This window comes from Bradyrhizobium sp. McL0616, from assembly GCF_049993385.1.
Lineage (GTDB): Bacteria > Pseudomonadota > Alphaproteobacteria > Rhizobiales > Xanthobacteraceae > Bradyrhizobium.
On record NZ_CP188255.1, the window covers coordinates 6,045,984 to 6,062,772 of the forward strand.

Annotated in this window: 13 protein-coding genes; 3 read left to right on the forward strand and 10 right to left on the reverse strand. The window is 64.8% G+C overall.

From position 1 onward, the window contains the following. The first annotated feature begins 3 nt into the window (after window positions 1-3). From fdhD to ACPPVR_RS29295, 3 genes are all read left to right on the forward strand, one after another. A complete protein-coding gene (gene fdhD / locus ACPPVR_RS29285) occupies window positions 4-831 on the forward strand; it encodes a formate dehydrogenase accessory sulfurtransferase FdhD (RefSeq protein WP_426610030.1) in 828 nt (275 codons plus the stop codon). Next, window positions 821-1,033, forward strand: a complete 213-nt coding sequence (locus tag ACPPVR_RS29290; RefSeq protein ID WP_426610031.1) for a formate dehydrogenase subunit delta — start codon at window positions 821-823, stop codon at window positions 1,031-1,033. The genes fdhD and ACPPVR_RS29290 overlap by 11 nt, the downstream gene beginning before the upstream one ends. Window positions 1,034-1,160: 127 nt before the next feature. Continuing rightward, window positions 1,161-3,476, forward strand: a complete 2,316-nt coding sequence (locus ACPPVR_RS29295) for an FdhF/YdeP family oxidoreductase (RefSeq protein WP_426610032.1) — start codon at window positions 1,161-1,163, stop codon at window positions 3,474-3,476. Here ACPPVR_RS29295 and ACPPVR_RS29300 read toward each other — a convergent pair. The 10 genes from ACPPVR_RS29300 to ACPPVR_RS29345 all read right to left on the reverse strand — a co-directional run bounded on the left by ACPPVR_RS29300 (window position 3,473) and on the right by ACPPVR_RS29345 (window position 16,664). Beyond that, entirely contained in the window at window positions 3,473-6,445 is a 2,973-nt protein-coding gene (locus tag ACPPVR_RS29300; RefSeq protein ID WP_426610033.1) for a bifunctional [glutamine synthetase] adenylyltransferase/[glutamine synthetase]-adenylyl-L-tyrosine phosphorylase, read from the reverse strand. The two genes, ACPPVR_RS29295 and ACPPVR_RS29300, sit on opposite strands and share 4 nt — an antisense overlap. Further along, complete coding sequence (locus ACPPVR_RS29305; RefSeq protein WP_426610034.1) at window positions 6,442-7,902, reverse strand: ATP-binding protein; 1,461 nt, start codon at window positions 7,900-7,902, stop codon at window positions 6,442-6,444. The genes ACPPVR_RS29300 and ACPPVR_RS29305 overlap by 4 nt, the downstream gene beginning before the upstream one ends. Continuing rightward, entirely contained in the window at window positions 7,886-8,566 is a 681-nt protein-coding gene (locus ACPPVR_RS29310; RefSeq protein WP_038944287.1) for a response regulator transcription factor, read from the reverse strand. The genes ACPPVR_RS29305 and ACPPVR_RS29310 overlap by 17 nt, the downstream gene beginning before the upstream one ends. Before the next feature lie 271 nt (window positions 8,567-8,837). Next, window positions 8,838-10,415, reverse strand: coding sequence for a Do family serine endopeptidase (locus ACPPVR_RS29315; protein ID WP_426610035.1), 1,578 nt, complete (start codon window positions 10,413-10,415; stop codon window positions 8,838-8,840). A 219-nt stretch (window positions 10,416-10,634) separates the two neighbouring features. After that, on the reverse strand, window positions 10,635-11,117 hold the full coding sequence (locus ACPPVR_RS29320; protein WP_426610036.1) for a cytochrome c-type biogenesis protein: 483 nt from the start codon (window positions 11,115-11,117) through the stop codon (window positions 10,635-10,637). A gap of 5 nt (window positions 11,118-11,122) precedes the next feature. Then, entirely contained in the window at window positions 11,123-13,105 is a 1,983-nt protein-coding gene (locus ACPPVR_RS29325; protein ID WP_426610037.1) for a heme lyase CcmF/NrfE family subunit, read from the reverse strand. Beyond that, a complete protein-coding gene (ccmE, locus tag ACPPVR_RS29330) occupies window positions 13,102-13,611 on the reverse strand; it encodes a cytochrome c maturation protein CcmE (RefSeq protein ID WP_426610038.1) in 510 nt (169 codons plus the stop codon). Before ccmE ends, ACPPVR_RS29325 begins: the two co-directional genes overlap by 4 nt. A 37-nt stretch (window positions 13,612-13,648) precedes the next feature. Further along, entirely contained in the window at window positions 13,649-14,761 is a 1,113-nt protein-coding gene (ccmI, locus tag ACPPVR_RS29335) for a c-type cytochrome biogenesis protein CcmI (RefSeq protein ID WP_426610039.1), read from the reverse strand. A gap of 130 nt (window positions 14,762-14,891) precedes the next feature. Continuing rightward, a complete protein-coding gene (locus ACPPVR_RS29340; protein WP_426610040.1) occupies window positions 14,892-15,161 on the reverse strand; it encodes a hypothetical protein in 270 nt (89 codons plus the stop codon). Between the two features lie 99 nt (window positions 15,162-15,260). After that, window positions 15,261-16,664 (reverse strand): hypothetical protein, encoded by a 1,404-nt coding sequence (locus ACPPVR_RS29345; protein ID WP_426610041.1) that lies wholly within the window; start codon window positions 16,662-16,664, stop codon window positions 15,261-15,263. Window positions 16,665-16,789 lie beyond the last annotated feature (125 nt).

The window sequence follows — 16,789 nt, forward strand, 5'->3', positions numbered from 1 at the left end:
CGCATGCACGTGCCGGTCCAGGCCATCGACCGCGACATCTGGCGCGACGGAGCAGCGTCCGAAGGGGCGCGGCTGATCCCCGAGGAGACGCCGTTGGCGCTGACCTATAACGGCGGCACCTATGCCGTCATGATGGGGACGCCACAGAACCTGGAAGACTTCGCCGTCGGCTTCAGCCTGGACGAAGGCATCGTCAAATCCGTCGATGAGATCCGGTCGCTCGATGTGGTCCGCCTCGACGATGGCATCGAATTGCGGATGTGGCTGGCGTCAGAGGATGCCGGCCGCATCAGCGAACGCCGCCGCCACATCGCCGGCCCGACCGGCTGCGGCATCTGCGGCATCGACTCCATTGCAGAGGCCGTGCGGCCCGCGGCATTCGTGTCGCAGGGACAGACCTTCACGCCCGAACAGATCATGACCGCGATGCAGGCGATCGCGCCGCTGCAATCGATCAACATGCAGACCCGCGCGGTACACGCAGCCGCGTTCTGGTCGCCTGACAGCGGCATCGTGGCGCTGCGCGAGGATGTCGGCCGCCACAACGCGCTCGACAAGCTTGCAGGCTCGCTCGCGCGCAGCCGCACAATTGCCAGCGGTGGCCTGGTGCTGCTGACCAGCCGCGTCTCGGTCGAGATGGTGCAGAAGACCGCCGCGATGGGCGCGCCGGTGATGGTCGCAGTCTCCGTCCCCACCGCGCTCGCGGTGCGGACCGCGGAGGCCGCCGGCATCACGCTGGTCGCGATCGCCCGGCAGGACGGATTTGAAGTGTTTACGCATGGCAGCCGCATCGTCGCGCGCCATGCCTCGGAGGTTGCCGATGTCGCCTGACCGTTTGATCTACATGGCCAACCAGATCGGCACGTTCTTCCGCAGCCAGGGCCACGACAAAGCCGTGCCGGGGATCGCCGATCACATCAAGAAGTTCTGGGATCCCCGGATGAAGCGCGCGATCTTCGCTCATCTCGATGCCGGCGGCGCGGGGCTTGAGCCGAACGTGCTCGAAGCTTTGACATCGCTGAAGCAGGCCTAAGGCCCGGTGCCGAGCCGCACACCTTATCAAAATCGCACGATGATCTCGCCGTAGCCTCGCGGTTTATTGCGTGGCTCGCCAGCACGCCGACACTATCTTGTCACTTCAGACAGCGACAGGACAGCCGATGACCAAAAAGAAGCTCGAAGGCATTGAAGACTACCAGGGCGCAGCCGCGGGCTGGGGCGCGCTCAGGGCCGTAGCCGACGCGGTTCGGGGACAAATGGCCGCCGGCAAGGAGACCCATGGCCTGCTGACCATGAATCAGCCCCACGGCTTCGATTGCCCGGGCTGTGCCTGGCCGGACCCGAAGCACACATCATCATTCGAGTTTTGCGAGAACGGGGCTAAGGCCGTGTCCTGGGAGACGACGGCGAAGCGAACCACGCCCGAGTTTTTCGCAAGCTACACAGTCAGCGAACTGTGGAACTGGCAGGACTTCGACCTCGAAAACGAAGGCCGCCTCACCCATCCAATGGTCTATGATCGCGCCACCGATCGCTATCTGCCGATCTCATGGCAGGACGCGATGACCCAGATCGGCGCAGCGCTGCGCGCCCTGCCCGATCCGAACATGGCGGAATTCTACACATCGGGTCGCGCCTCGAACGAGGCTGCCTTCCTGTATCAGTTGTTCGTTCGCGAATTTGGCACGAACAACTTTCCTGATTGCTCGAACATGTGCCACGAGGCCACCAGCGTCGGCTTGCCGGAATCGATCGGAGTCGGCAAGGGCACGGTGACGCTGGAAGATTTCGACCACAGCGACTGCATCTTCTGCATCGGCCACAATCCCGGCACCAACCATCCGCGCATGCTGACGACGCTGCGCGAGGCATCGAAACGCGGCGTGCCGATCATTGCGATCAATCCGCTTCGCGAACGCGGGCTGGAACGATTTACGTCGCCGCAGAGTCCAGTGGAGATGTTGACGCTCGACTCCACGCCGATCGCATCCTCCTACTATCTGGTGAAGGTCGGCGGCGACATCGCGGTGTTGAAGGGAATGATGAAGACCCTGCTGGCGCTCGACGCCAAGAGCCTGGCGGAAGGTGGCCCCGGCGCGCTCGACCGCGAGTTCATCGCGGCCCACACGACAGGCATCGAGGCCCTGCTGGCCGATATCGAGGCCACGTCCTGGGATGCGATTGAAGAGGCTGCCGGTCTCTCGCGGCCCGAGATCGAGACCATCGGCAACGTGTATGCCAATGCTAATCGCGTCATCATCAACTACGGCATGGGTATCACCCAGCACCGACACGGCACAGGCAATGTGCAGCAGATCGCCAATCTGCTGATGCTTCGCGGCAATATCGGGCGCGAAGGGGCCGGCGTCTCGCCGCTCCGAGGACATTCCAACGTGCAGGGCGACAGGACCGTTGGAATCACCGAAATTCCAAACGACGCCTTGCTAGACGGGATCACCCGCGTGTTCGGCTTCGAGCCGCCGCGCGCAAAGGGACATAACGCGGTCGAGGCTGTCGAAGCCATCCGGGACGGTCGTTCGAAGGCCCTGGTCTGCCTTGGCGGTAACCTCGCCATCGCCATGCCAGACCCCAAGGCAACATTCAAGGCCATGCGCGGCCTCGATCTTGCCGTCCATATCGCGACGAAGCTCAATCGCTCGCATTTGCTGCTGGCCAAGCAATCGTTCATCCTGCCGTGCCTGGGACGTACTGAAATCGATATGCAGGCCACCGGGCCGCAATCGGTCACAGTGGAAGATTCAATGTCGATGGTGCATGCCTCCCGCGGCGGCCTGAAACCCGCCTCGGAGCATCTGAAATCCGAACCTGCAATCATCGCCGAGATGGCAATGGCGACGCTGCCAAACACCAAGGTGCAGTGGTCCGAGATGATCGCGGACTACAACAGGATACGCGACGGCATCGAAGGCGTATTTCCTGCCTTCAAGGATTTCAATACGCTCATCCTGCATCCCGGCGGCTTCCGTCTGCGCAATGCGGCCTCCGAGCGGGAATGGCTGACGCCGACCAAGAAGGCCAACTTCCTGATCTATCCCGGTCTCGAAGAGGATCCGTCCAACGCGGACACGCTGACGCTGACAACGATCCGCAGCCACGATCAATACAACACGACACTGTATGGGCTGAACGATCGCTATCGGGGTATCAAGGGGCGCCGCGACGTCGTCTTCGTCAACGCGCAGGATCTTGCGAAGCGCGGATTGAGCCATGGCGATGTCGTCGACGTCAGCGTTGACAATCCTGCCGAGGAGGGCCCGAGCGAGCGCATCCTGCGCGGAGTGACCGCGGTCGCCTACAAGATCGCGGAGGGTTCGGTCGCGGCCTATTATCCGGAGGCCAATGTGCTCGTTGCACTCGACAATTATGACGTGAAATCCGGAACGCCGTCGTACAAGTCCATACCGGTGCAAATCAGGCCAGCTGCGGACGCGCCGGCACCTGCAAAGCCGAGTTAGTTGCGATTGTCGACCAAGGCCAGGAACACCCGCCGCACCTCGCTCTGCGTCTCCTTGACGCGCGCCTCCAGCGAAGAGAAGTCCGGCGCGTCGCCGGCGCGCGCCATGACGCGTTGAAGGTCGACGCCTGCGGTTTCCGGCTTGAAACGGTCAATGACGCAGAGCCGCAGGATCTGCGTCAGATCGTGATAGAGCCGCGCCGCGGCACGTAATATCTCCGCCTCCGAGTGCGCGAGCACGCCGAGCCTGGCGGCGTTGTCCAGCACCTGCACCGTGCTGACGTCGAGGATCCCCGGCTTGTCGTGGGCGTGCACGAGCTGGAGATATTGCGCGATGAAATCGATATCGACCATGCCGCCGGCGGCATATTTGAGATCCCAATAATCGGCCTCGCCCTTCTCCTGCGCGATCGCGCGGCGCATGTCGGCGACGTCGTTGGCAATGACCGCCTGGTCGCGGCGACGGGTCAGGGCCTCGCGGATGATGCGCTCGATCCGCTCACGGAATTCCGGCGACGCCGACACCACGCGCGCGCGCGTCAGCGCCATGTGCTCCCAGGTCCAGGCCTCGTTGGCCTGGTAGTCGGCGAAGGAGACGAGGCTCGATGCCACCGGACCGGCGCGCCCGGACGGGCGAAGCCGCATGTCGATCTCATAGAGCACACCGTAATTGGTGCGCGTCGTGAAGGCGCTGATCAGGCGCTGGGTGAAGCGGGCGAAATAATGCGCGCCCTGAAGCGACTTCTGACCGTCGGAATCGGGATTCTCACTGTCGAAATCATAGAGCAGGATCAGGTCGAGATCCGACGACGCCGTCATCTCCCGGCCGCCGAGCCGGCCCATTGCGATGATCGCGGTCTCCTGCAGTTTGATGCGGCCGTGCTGGGCCGCGAAACGATCCGCGACCAGGCCATGGACGGTGTGGACGATGCCTTCGGCGACGTCGGCAAACGCCGTGCTCGCCTGCTGCGCCGAGACCGTGCCGGAGAGGATGCGCGTGCCGATCAGGAACAGGCTCTCCTGCCCGAACAGGCGCAGGCGATCGAGGAATTCCTCGTAGGAACCGGCGTCCTGCACCGTGGCCGCAAGCCGCGCCGACAATTCCTGCCTGTCCGGCATCGCGCCGAAAAAGCGCGGGTCGATCAGGCCATCCATGAGCTGCGGCTGCCGCGCCAGCATCTCGCCGAGCCGGGGGGCCGCGCCCAGCACCAGCGCCACGAGCGCAACGAGATCGCGGTTCTGGCCGAGCAGCGTGATCAGGCGCCCGCCACGTTGAAGCGCGCTGAGGAACTGATCGAACGCCACGACCGCGCGGTCCGGCTCCTCGGCATGCGCAAGGCCGTCGATCAGGGCCGGCACGAACTCGACAAAGGCGCTGCGTGTCTGGTCGTTGCGGAACACACGATAGTCGCCGGTGATCCAGTCGCGCACGGTCTGCGCCACGGCCGCGGGCTTCTTGAAGCCGAGCGTGGTCAAATGCTGGAGCAGGCGCGGATCGTCCGGACCGACTCGATAGTCAATGGCCGGCAGACTTGCCGTGCCCGTCGGGTCGTCGCCCTCGAACAGTTTTTCGTAATGGCCCTGGACGATCTCAAGCTGGCGCAACAGGTCCCGCGCAAACGTCTCGCGATCCGGGTAACCGAAGAACCAGGCAAAGCGCTCGACCGCCTCTTTGTCGTCCGGCAATGCGTGGGTCTGCTCATCGGCGATCATCTGGAGGCGATGCTCGACCCGGCGCAGGAACTCATATGCCTTGGTCAGCTCCTCGCGCGCCTCGAAAGTGATCCAATTGTTGGCAGCGAGCACATTGAGTGCGGCGAGAGTCGGCCGCACCCGCAATTCCGGATGGCGGCCACCGGCGATCAGCTGCTGGGTCTGGGCAAAGAACTCGATCTCGCGGATGCCACCGCGGCCGACCTTGACGTTGTGGCCCTCGACCGTGATCTCGCTCTGACCGCGATAAGTCTGCATCTGGCGCTTCATGTCGTGAACGTCGGCAAGCGCGGCGAAGTCGAGATGCTTGCGCCACACGAAGGGCGAGATCTCGGCGAGCAGCGCTTCACCAGCCCTGGGATCGCCGGCGCAGGCACGCGCCTTGATCATTGCGGCGCGCTCCCAGGTGCGCCCTTCCCGCTCGTAGTAATGCAGCGCGGCGTCGCGCGAGATCGCCACTTGCGTCGAGGACGGGTCGGGGCGCAGGCGCAGATCGACGCGGAAGACATAGCCGTCATAGGTGCGTTGTTGGAGAATGCGCGCCATGCCCTGCGTCACCCGGACGAAGAACGGCTGTGGCTCGATATCCGGCGCAAGCGTCGTGGCGTCCGGATCGAAGAACACGATGAGATCGATGTCGCTGGAATAGTTCAGCTCGCCAGCACCCATCTTGCCCATCGCGAGCACGATCAGGCCGCAGCCCTCTTCAGGCGCCTCGGGATCGGGCGGCACGATCTTGCCGCGTGCGGCTTCCTGCCGCAGCAGGTACTGGAGCGCCGCCTGTACCGAAGATACGGCGATTTCGGTCAGCGCCGCCGTCACCCGCATCACCGGCCAGACCCCGCCGATGTCGCAGAGCGCAATCAAAAGCGCCGCCTCCGCCTTCAAGCGGCGAAGCAGCCGCATCACGTCGACCTCATCGCCTGCCGCAAGCACCGCGCCCCTCGCCTCTGCGATCAGTGCGGCGATATGCGCATCCGGATCGCATTCGAGCAGCCGGATCAGGCGCAGCGGATCCGCGCGCACCAGATCGAACAAATAAGGCGAGAATTCCGCAATGCCGGCAAGGATTTTGCGCGCGAAGGGATGAACCAGCAGGGCTTCGAGACGCGCCAATTGGACCGGCTGAAGCTCGTCCAGCCAATTCTCAAATCGTCGTTCGTCGGTTGTGGAAGCGGCAATATGGGGAGCCTCCGCGAAGCGCGCGGCCAGGCTCTCACCATGCTTGTCCGCGTTTCCCGGCGCGGAGTGGTTCATGCCACCTTCTGTGGCACATCCGGTATTGGAGGAGCAACCCTGTCGCCGGCGCCCGCACGCACCGGAAGCACCAGCGTGGCGACGAGGCCGGGCTGGGCATCGCCCAGCCGCAATTCACCGCCATGCAATGTGGCAACGGCCGAAGCGAGGCTGAGGCCAAGCCCGGAACCCGGTAGCGTTCGGCTCGCCTCGAGCCGGACGAATCGCTCGACGACATGTTTGCGGTCGGCTTCGGGAATTCCGGGGCCGCGATCGGTGACGCTGAGCAGCACCTGGTCGCCCTCGCGCCTCGCCTCGATCGTAATCTGCCGGCTGTCCATGCTGACCACGGTTCCGGCCGTCTGCGCGGCCGGCTTGCCGTATTTGATGGCGTTCTCGACGAGATTGGCAAGCGCCTGACTGATGAGTTCGCGATTGCCGTGAATCGGCGCGGCCTGGCTCTTGACCTTCAAGGTCATGCCGTCGTCTTCGGCCAGCGGCTCGTAGAGCTCGTGGATGCCGTTGGCCACATCGGCAGCATCGAAATCGTCCATGTTGCCGCGCGCCTGACCTGACTCCGCGCGCGCGATCATCAGCAGCGCATTGAAGGTGCGGATCAGCCCGTCGGATTCCTCGATGGTCCGTTCCAGCGCGGCGCGGTAGTCCGCCTCGCCGCCCGATTTCGCCAGCGCCTCCTCGGCGCGGTTGCGCAGGCGCGTCAGCGGCGTCTTGAGGTCGTGGGCGATGTTGTCGGAGACTTCCTTCAGCCCCGCCATCAGCGCCTCGATCCGCTCCAGCATGGCGTTCAGGTTTTCGGCGAGGCGATCGAGCTCGTCGCCGCTGCGTCCGACCGGCAGGCGTTCGCTGAGGTCGCCGGTCATGATGCGATGCGCCGTGCCTGACATCGCATCGATGCGCGTCAACACCCTGCGCGCGACGAAGACGCCGCCGCCGAGGCCGAGCACCACGACGATCAGGATCGACCATTGTGCGGCCTTCGCCACGATTCCGAACAGCCTCCGCCGCTCGGCGAGGTCGCGGCCGATCAGGAGCCGGAAGCCGTTTTCGAGCTCGGTGACGCGCACCAGCGCGCGATGTTCGCGTTCGTCCGCATCCTCGATCCGCTTGTAGGCGGTCTCCGACCAGCCGGACGTTCCCATCACGCCGGGCGCGAGCGAACCGATATTGCCGGCGACCGCCTGGCCGGTCGGCGTGGTCACGAGGTAGAGATTGGCGCCCGGCCGGAGCGCGCGATACTCGATGGCGCGCACGAGGCCGTACAGGCCACGGCGGCCGTAGATCTCGTTGATCTCCGAGGTCTCGGCATTCACCGTCTGCGTAATCTCCTCGGTGATCAGCCGCCGCGTATTCCAGGCGAAATAGCCGAGCAGAGAGGCCGCGAAAATCGCAAACAGGAACAGGTAGACCAGCGTCAGCCGGAATGCCGTGGTGCGGACGAGTTTACCGAATGCCGTCACGGATCATGTACCCGGCGCCGCGGATCGTGTGCAGCAGCGGCCGCTCGAAACCCTTGTCGATCTTGGAGCGCAGCCGCGAAATGTGCACGTCGATCACGTTGGTTTGCGGATCGAAATGATAGTCCCAGACGTTCTCCAGCAGCATGGTGCGCGTCACCACCTGACCGGCATGCTTCATCAAATATTCGAGCAGGCGGAATTCGCGCGGCTGGAGCGTCAGTTCGTCCTTGCCGCGGGCCACGCGATGGGAGAGCCGGTCGAGCTCAAGGTCGCCGACACGGTAGAGCGTATCCTCGGCCGGGCCGCCGCGGCGGCGCGACAGCACCTCGACGCGGGCCAGCAACTCGGCGAAGGAATAGGGTTTTGGCAGATAATCGTCGCCGCCGGCGCGCAGGCCCTTGATGCGGTCGTCGACCTGGCCGAGCGCCGAGAGGATCAGCACCGGGGTCGAATCGTCCTTGTCGCGGAGCGCGCCGATCAGCGACAGCCCGTCGCGCTTTGGCAGCATGCGGTCGACCACCAGCACGTCGTAATCGCCGTTCTCGGCCATGGCGAGGCCTTCCTCGCCGTCGGCGGCGTGGTCGGCAATGTGACCGACTTCGCGAAACGCCTTCACGAGATAGTCGGCGGATTCGCGATCGTCTTCGATGATGAGGAGGCGCATTGTGCGTTCAGCGGCGGTCAAGGAGGTCAACCTTCTCTAAACATGGCGCGAGCGGCAATCGCATGCAAGCCGAGTGAGGGACTCTGGCACTGAGAAAAAGGCGGGCGGTGAGGCTGGGGGACCTCACCGCCCTAGGCCTTCCGACGGAGGGGGGCGTAATTCCACCGGAAGGTAGACTGGGGAAGCAAACGTTACGCTGCTCCCCCGAAGGGCGCCGGCGGCGGGGGCGATCGATGCCGGCGACACCCTTCATTTCGTGGCCTCCTGAGGCTTAGCCCTTGGCCAGGGGTACGGCGACGAAGCGCGACTGGCCGCCGCTCTTGACCCGCATCAGGACGCTGTTCTTGTTGTCGGTCTTCGCCGTGTTGATGGCGTCGCGGACGTCGCCGGCGGTGCTCACGCTCTTGCCGCCGACTTCGAGAATCACGTCGCCTTCCTTGAAGCCGCGTTCAGCCGCGGCGCTCTTCGGATCGACTTCGGTGACCACGACGCCGTCCTTGCCGGCACCGGCCACCGAGTTGGCGGGCGCAACCGTCATGCCGAGCTTCGGCACGTCGGTGCCCTTGCTTGCGCCTTTGCCGCTGTCGTTATCGGTGTCGGCCTTGGCCTCGACCGTGTTCGGCAGCTGGCCGAGGGTGAGGTTCACGACCTTGTCCTGGCCCTTGTGCAGCACATTGAGCTTCACGGTCGCGCCGGGCGCCAAGCCGCCAATGGTGCGGGCGAGCTCGCGGGCGTCCTTGACGGCTTCGCCGTTGACCGACGTGATCACGTCGCCGGACTCGATGCCGGCCTTGGCAGCCGGACCATTCGCCTGCGGCTCCGCCACCAGCGCGCCTTCGGCCTTCTTCATGCCGAGACTGTCGGCGATGTCGGATGTCACCGGCTGAATCTGCACGCCGATCCAGCCGCGGCTGACCGAACCCTTGTCCTTGAGCTGGGCAACGACCGTCTTCACGGTGGAGGCCGGGATCGAGAACGCGATGCCGACGCTGCCGCCGGAGGGCGAGTAGATCGCGGTGTTGACACCCATCACTTCGCCATTGGTGTCGAAAGCGGGACCGCCGGAATTGCCCTTGTTCACAGGCGCGTCGATCTGGATGAAATCGTCATAGGGACCGTTGCCGATGTCGCGGCCGCTCGCCGAGACGATACCCGCCGTCACGGTGCCGCCGAGGCCGAACGGGTTACCGACCGCAAGCACCCAGTCACCGATCCGCGGCTTGCCATCGGCAAGCTTGGCGAACGGGAAGTTGGAGCCGCCTTCGACCTTGATCAGGGCGAGGTCGGTGCGCTGATCGGTGCCGATCACCTTGGCGCTGTAGGTCTTGCCGTCGTCGGTGGTGACCTCGACCTTGTCGGCGCCGTCGACCACGTGGTTGTTGGTCACGGCGAAGCCGTCAGCCGAGATGAAGAAGCCGGAGCCTTGGCCCTGCACGACGCGGCCACGACCACCCTTCTGGCCCGGGAAGCCATCCGGTCCGCCGAAGCGGCGGAAGAAGCGCTCCATCGGCGAGCCGGGCTGGAACGGCGAGGACTCGTCGTCACCGCTGTCGTTGCTGGCAGCCTTTTCCTTGATGTTGACCTTCACCGAGATCACCGAGGGCTTCACCCGCTCGACGATGTCGGCGAAACCGATCGGGCGCTCGACCTTGCGGACCTCGTTGTTGACCTGCGCATGCGCCGGGCTGGAGAACAGGTCGGCAGGCGAGGTCGACGGGCTGAAGCCGTGGACGGCAATACCGAAGCCGGCGACGACCGAAGCCATCAGCGCGATCTTGCGGGCCGAGAAAACCGACCGGCGGGGCTGCCGGTAGGACGGAAGGTTCGTAAGATCGGGACGTTCGGTCATGCGGAGGTCTCCAAGGCCTTGAAATCCATTTGGTGCCTGATGGTGGCACCTTACAGTTCTGAAGATGGGGGCTTCCGCCTTACCGCGCGCTGGCTGCGGGGTTAAACTTTTGTAATGATGAGCCAACACGATGCGGCAGTTTATCGCACGCCGAAAGTCGTGGGTTTGCAGGAACTTAATGGAGTTCCCAAACGTGTCGACCGCCGTGTGGGATCGCAGCTAGCGCGATGTTGCGTCTTCGGACATCAATGCAGCGAGCCGCTTCTCTTCGTCTGGCGTCAGCGGCGGGGCTGGCAGGTCTGCACCACTTCGAGAGCGTCGGCGGATTTGCAACCACAGCGTCAAGCCCCCGCCAGCCAGAAGCAGCGGCGCGAGCAGCCACAACAGCAAGGTTTGACGTTCGAAGCGCGGCTTCAGCAGCACGAACTCGCCGTAGCGCGCCACCAGGAAGTCGAGCACTTCCGAATTGCTGTCGCCGGCCGCAATGCGCTCCCGCACCAGCAGCCGCAGGTCGCGCGCCAGCGGCGCGTCGGAATCGTCGATCGACTGGTTCTGGCAGACCATGCAGCGCAGCTCGCGCGACAAGTCGCGCGCGCGCGACTCCTTCACGGGGTCCGACATGATCTCGTCCGGCTGCACGGCGTACGCCGCAGGCACAGCCAGCAGCACAAGCGCGACGAACGCGGCCATCATTCGGCGCATCAGGATCACTCCGCCGGTTGCAGGCGTTGCTTGGCCCGCGCCGGTTTCGGCGCGCCGACCCGCAAGCGCCGGTCAGACAGCGACAGCATGCCGCCGAAGGCCATCAGCACCGGCCCCCACCAGATCAGGAGCACCAACGGCTTGTAATAGATGCGCACCGCGATGGCACCGTCGGCGGCGACGTCGCCGAGCGAAATGTAAAGCTGGCTCGCACCACGCGTCAGCAGCGCAGCCTCCGTGGTCGACGAGCCGCGCGTGGTGAAGCTGCGCTTCGACGGCGTCATGACGCTGAGAGCATCGCCGTCCAGGCTGACGTTGAACTGTGCGATCATCTCGCGATAGTTCGGCCCCTGGCGCTCAAGCAGCCCGTCGAGCTTCAGATCATAGCCGGCGACCTGGGCGACGTCGTTCGGCTTCATCGTCGCGATATACTCGCTGTTCCAGGTGGTTTCGCAGACGATCCCGATCAGCGCGACGCCGAGACCGGCATGCGCGAACACAGTCCCCCATGCCGAACGCGGCAGGCCGCGGGCGCGATGCAGCGTCGTCGCGAAGGGCAGGCGAAACAAGCCGGTTCGTTCGGCCATATCTGTCGCGGCCCCGGCGATGACGAAGACCCCGAGCCCGATTGCCAATGGCGCCAGCGCACTGCCACCACGCGTCCAGGCCCAGACAAGGGCGATCACAACGAGCCCGGCGACACCGGCCGCGAGCAGGCGCTGCGTGACGCCGAGCAGATCGCCCCGTTTCCAGGCCAGCATCGGCCCGAACGGCACGGCGAGCAGCAGCAGGACGAACAGCGGCACGAAGCTGAGATTGTAGAACGGCGCACCGACCGACATCTTGAAATCGGCCAGCACTTCCATTGCCAGCGGATAGAGCGTTCCGAACAGCACGACCGCGCAGGCCACCGTGAGCAGCAAATTGTTCAGCACCAGCGCGCCCTCGCGCGAGATCGGCGCGAACAGGCAGCCCTGCTTTAGCGAGGTGGCGCGCGCCGCGAACAGTGACAGACTGCCGCCGATGAACAGACAGAGGATCAGGAGAATGAACACGCCGCGCGTCGGATCATTGGCGAAGGCGTGCACGGAGGTGATGACGCCCGAGCGTACAAGGAACGTGCCGAGCAGCGACAGCGAGAAGGTCAGGATCGACAGGAGGATGGTCCAGACCTTCAGCGCGTTGCGCTTCTCCATCACCAGCGCCGAATGCAGCAGCGCCGTGCCGGCAAGCCACGGCATCAGCGAGGCGTTCTCGACCGGGTCCCAGAACCACCAGCCGCCCCAGCCGAGCTCGTAATAGGCCCAATAGGAGCCCATCGCGATGCCGAGCGTCAGGAATATCCAGGCGACCAACGTCCACGGCCGCACCCAGCGCGCCCAAGCCGCATCGATCCGCCCCTCCATCAGCGCCGCGATCGCGAAGGAGAACGAGATCGAGAAGCCGACATAGCCGAGATAGAGCATCGGCGGATGCACGGCGAGGCCGATATCCTGGAGCACCGGATTGAGATCGCGTCCCTCGATCGGCGGATTGGCGATGCGCAGGAACGGATTCGAGGTCACCAGGATGAAGAGATAGAAGGCGCTCGCGATCCAGGCCTGGACGGCAAGCACATGCGCGCGCAGTGACAGCGGCAGATTGTTGCCGAAGGCCGCGACCAGCCCGCCGAACAGCGCCAGGATCGACACCCAGAGCAGCATCGAACCTTCATGGTTTCCCCACACGCCGGTGATCTTGTAGATCAAGGGCTTCATGGAGTGGGAATTCTCGTAGACGTTGGCGACGGAGAAATCCGAGGTCACGTGCAACGTGACGAGCGCAACAAATGACGCGCCGACGAACAGCAACTGCGCCAGCGCGGTGGAGCGCGCCACGTTCATCAGCGCAGGATCGCGCAAGCGCGCACCGATCAGCGGCACGACCGACTGGACCAGCGCCAGCGCGAGCGCCAGCACCAGCGCATAATGTCCGGATTCCGCGATCACCGCACCGCTCCCTGCGAATTGCCCTGCGCGGTCGTCGCTGCAGGCTTTGCGCTGTCAGAAGCTTTGGCACCGTAATCGTCCTTCCAGTGCCCCTGCTTCTTCAGGGCATCGGCAACGTCCTTTGGCATGTAGGTCTCGTCGTGCTTGGCGAGCACCGTATCGGCCTTGAACACCCCGTTGGCGTCGAGCGCGCCTTCGGCGACGATGCCCTGCCCTTCACGGAAGAGATCGGGCAAAATGCCCTTGAACGCGACGGGCAGCTTGGCGCCGCCGTCCGCGACTTCGAACGTCACCGCGAGATTGTCGCCGCGCTGGAGCGAACCGGGCTGCACCAGGCCGCCGAGGCGAAATCGCTTGCCGGGCTGGACATGCTTTTCAGCAACCATGGTCGGGGTCGAGAAGAACACGATGGAATCGCGCAGGGCATTGAGCACCAGTGCTGCCGCGAGCGCGAGCACGGCAAGCGAGCCGCCGATGATGGTCATACGTCGCTGCTTGCGCGTCATGGCGTATCCGTTCTCCGCTCGTCTCGTCCCAATATCGTCATCCGTCGAGTCCGAGAGTCTTGAGGCCCTCGTTGAGCTGGCGCAGCCGCTCGGCGTCATTGGCGACCGCCTGGCGGGCATCGGTCGAGGCACCCACCGCCTTGTCGCGATCGCCCATCACGAGATAGGCGCGCACCAAGCGCAGCCAGCCGTCGACATCGTCGCCGTTCTGCTTCAACCTTGTAGCCAGACGTTCGACCATGCCGCGGATCATCGTGCCGCGATCGCCCTCATTCATATCCTTGGAAGCTGTGATCGTCTCGTCCGACAGGGCCGGCATCGTGCTGCCACCACCGACGCGCGCAAGCGAAGATTGTACCAAGCGCCGCCACGGCGCGTCCGCTGGCGCCTTCGCAAGCAGCGCGCGCCAGATGTTGACGGCGTCGTCCTTGCGACCGTCCTGCTCGGCGGCGAGCCCGAGGAAGTAGTTTGCCTTGGGATCGTCGGCGTTCAGCGTATGCGCGCGCTCGAATTCGGTCTTGGCTTCCGCCGTCACCACGCCGCTGGCAGCGGCCGAGATCGCCTCGCCGAGATCGGACCTGCGCTCCGCGCTCTCGCCATTGTAGGTGATCGAATTGCGATAGGCGCGCACGGCGTCATCGAATCGGCCGAGCCGCTCCAGCACCGGCGCGAGCACGTTCCAGCCGCGGCCATCGGTCGGATTTTTGTCCAGATGTTGCTGGACCTGCTCGACCAGATTCTCGAGCGACTGCGCCATGCCGGACCCGGACCCGCGCTCCCGCTGCGCAAGCGGGAAGTCCTGAAGCCTCGGCGAACCGAGCGGAGTGTACACGCCGATCGCAATGAGCGGCAGACCGACGAGCGCCAGCACGGCTGCCGCGCGGCGCCAGTTCAGATTCGACTTCGGCGCCAGCGCGGCTTCGCTGCCTGCGGCTGCGAGCAGCCTGCGGCTGATCTCGACGCGCGCTGCCTCTGCTTCGGGTGCTGCGATCAGTCCCGCAGCGAGATCACGCACGACCTCGGCCAGTTGGTCCTTATAGACCGCGACCTCGCTGCCTTGATTTTGAGCGCGTCCGTCACGGCCGAGCGGCCAGAGCACGGCGAATATCGCCGCGACCGTCATCAGCGCGAACACGAACCATAGCGTCATCTGGCAAGCTTCCGGCAGCGCGCGAGCCGCGCCCATGGCTGGCTTTACACCACGGCCGGACAAGGCGGCAATTGACAATTGTCAATTCGGCGCGAGCGGGACAGTCCCGAAACGGTGAAAATCCAACGGCTTAGCCGATTTCGAAGTCCACGCTCTGGGCGGCGTCCTCGCCACGCCCGTTGAAGGCCCTCAGGAAGTACGTTCCTGGCTTGATTGCGTCCGGCAGCCTGATGCGCAATGCCCCGACGGGAACCGGTGACGCGATCCTGGTGGCGGTCTCAGGCAGCTGCTGGCCGCTCGCCTTCTCGACCAGAACCACCTTCGCGCTGACCATCAGCCTTTGATATTTCGCAACAATGATGCGGTTCTCAATTTCGACGAAGCTGATAAGCGGTTTCATGCGCCCACAAATAGAAATTCCCGGGAATGCACAGAGACCGTAGGGCCCGCAACCGGCAACGTCAACCAGAAATTGTGATTACAAAAGTATACGCCTGAATCAGCTGGCGCGCGTCGATTTGCGCTCGCCAGTCGCCGCGTTTTCTGCGGCGCGGCTCATCAGCGAGGCGTAATCGTCGCCGAACAGCACTTCGCAGAAGCGGATCGCGGCCTGAACCTGCTGCTGCCGGTAGGTCCGAACCTTGTGATCGGCGGCGCGCAGCGACTGCACAAGCTGCTCGGTCGACCGTTCCACATATTGCTGGAGGTCGGAATAGGTGCGCAGCGTCACCTCGTTGATCGCGAGCTCGCTCGCGTAGTTGCGGCAGGTCGCGACGAAATCGATCAGCGCCACGGTCTCCTCCACCTCGGTGCTGTCGATCCGCGCCCCCGGTGGAATATCCTTCTCCGCACGCTGGCGCAGGATGCGGCGAACGCGGCCGGGAACGCTATCGATCTCCGATTGCAGGGCATTGGAGATGTCTGCCCGGATCGAGGTCAGCTGCTTGCCCCAGGCGGAATCGTTGCGCAGGTCGAGCTCGGTGCGCAGGCCGCGCACGCCGTCATGCAGCGCCTTCAGATTGTCGGCGACAGTGTCGAAACGGCTGCGCTTGATGTCCATGCGCAGATTGGCGGCAACGCAGGACAAATCGTGCAGCGCCATCGTGACGGCGACGCCATAGGGGGTTGCCGCGACGCGGATCTCGTCATCGGAGGCAGCGATCTTGATGGCGAGGCGAATGATCTGCCACGGCGCGGTCATGCGCTGGACCACCACCGACAGCGCGAAGGGCAGCATCTGCGGTGTCTGGAGCACGGGGATGTTGAGCGCAGCCGTCACCGCGGCGACGTGTGGATCGCCGAAGGCGCGCAGGAAGCGCGGCAGCTTTTCATTGAGTGTACCGATCGCCTCGCGGATCTGGAGCACCGCCCCGATCGAATAGAGGTCCTCGATCACGTTGGGCGGGCCGACGCGGGCGAGCGCACGCGACTTGTCGCCGCCGCCCGGCCCCGTCAGCGCGAAGATGGCGTCCGCCGCCACCGCCTGGAGTTTTTGCGCAAGCGCCTCGACCTGGCCGGCACTGTCGGCAACCGGCATGCGCGCCAGCGCGGCCTCGAATTCGGTCACCTTGTCCGGGGCGCCGTCGCGGCCGAGCCATTGCCAGATCGGATGCAGCGAGGAGCGACGGATCTGCCCGACCCGGATCGGGGCGCCGGCCTCGACGAGGAATGGTTCCAGCGCCTGGAACAGAAGCCGCGACAGGTCGTCGGTGCGCGGCGGTGGGGCCTCTTCGGCCTCGGTCTTGCGCACGATCTTGCGCAACTGATCGAGCACGAGGGTCGCCACAGCGGTGTCCTGGCCGCGCTCAAGCGCGCGCTCGAACTCCCGCATCAGCAGCGCCTGCGCCTGCGGCGGGAGCTGCGCGAGATATTCTCTCAGCCGCTCGATCGATGTCTGGCTCATGCGCCCGGGTAATGCACGGTAAAGTGGCGGACGTGGGATGCGTCCGGGCGCGATCATAGAGGGGCGCGCCTTAAGAAGCCGTTGAGGAAGTGGGTCCGAATACCCCTGTTTGCCACCGGAATTTC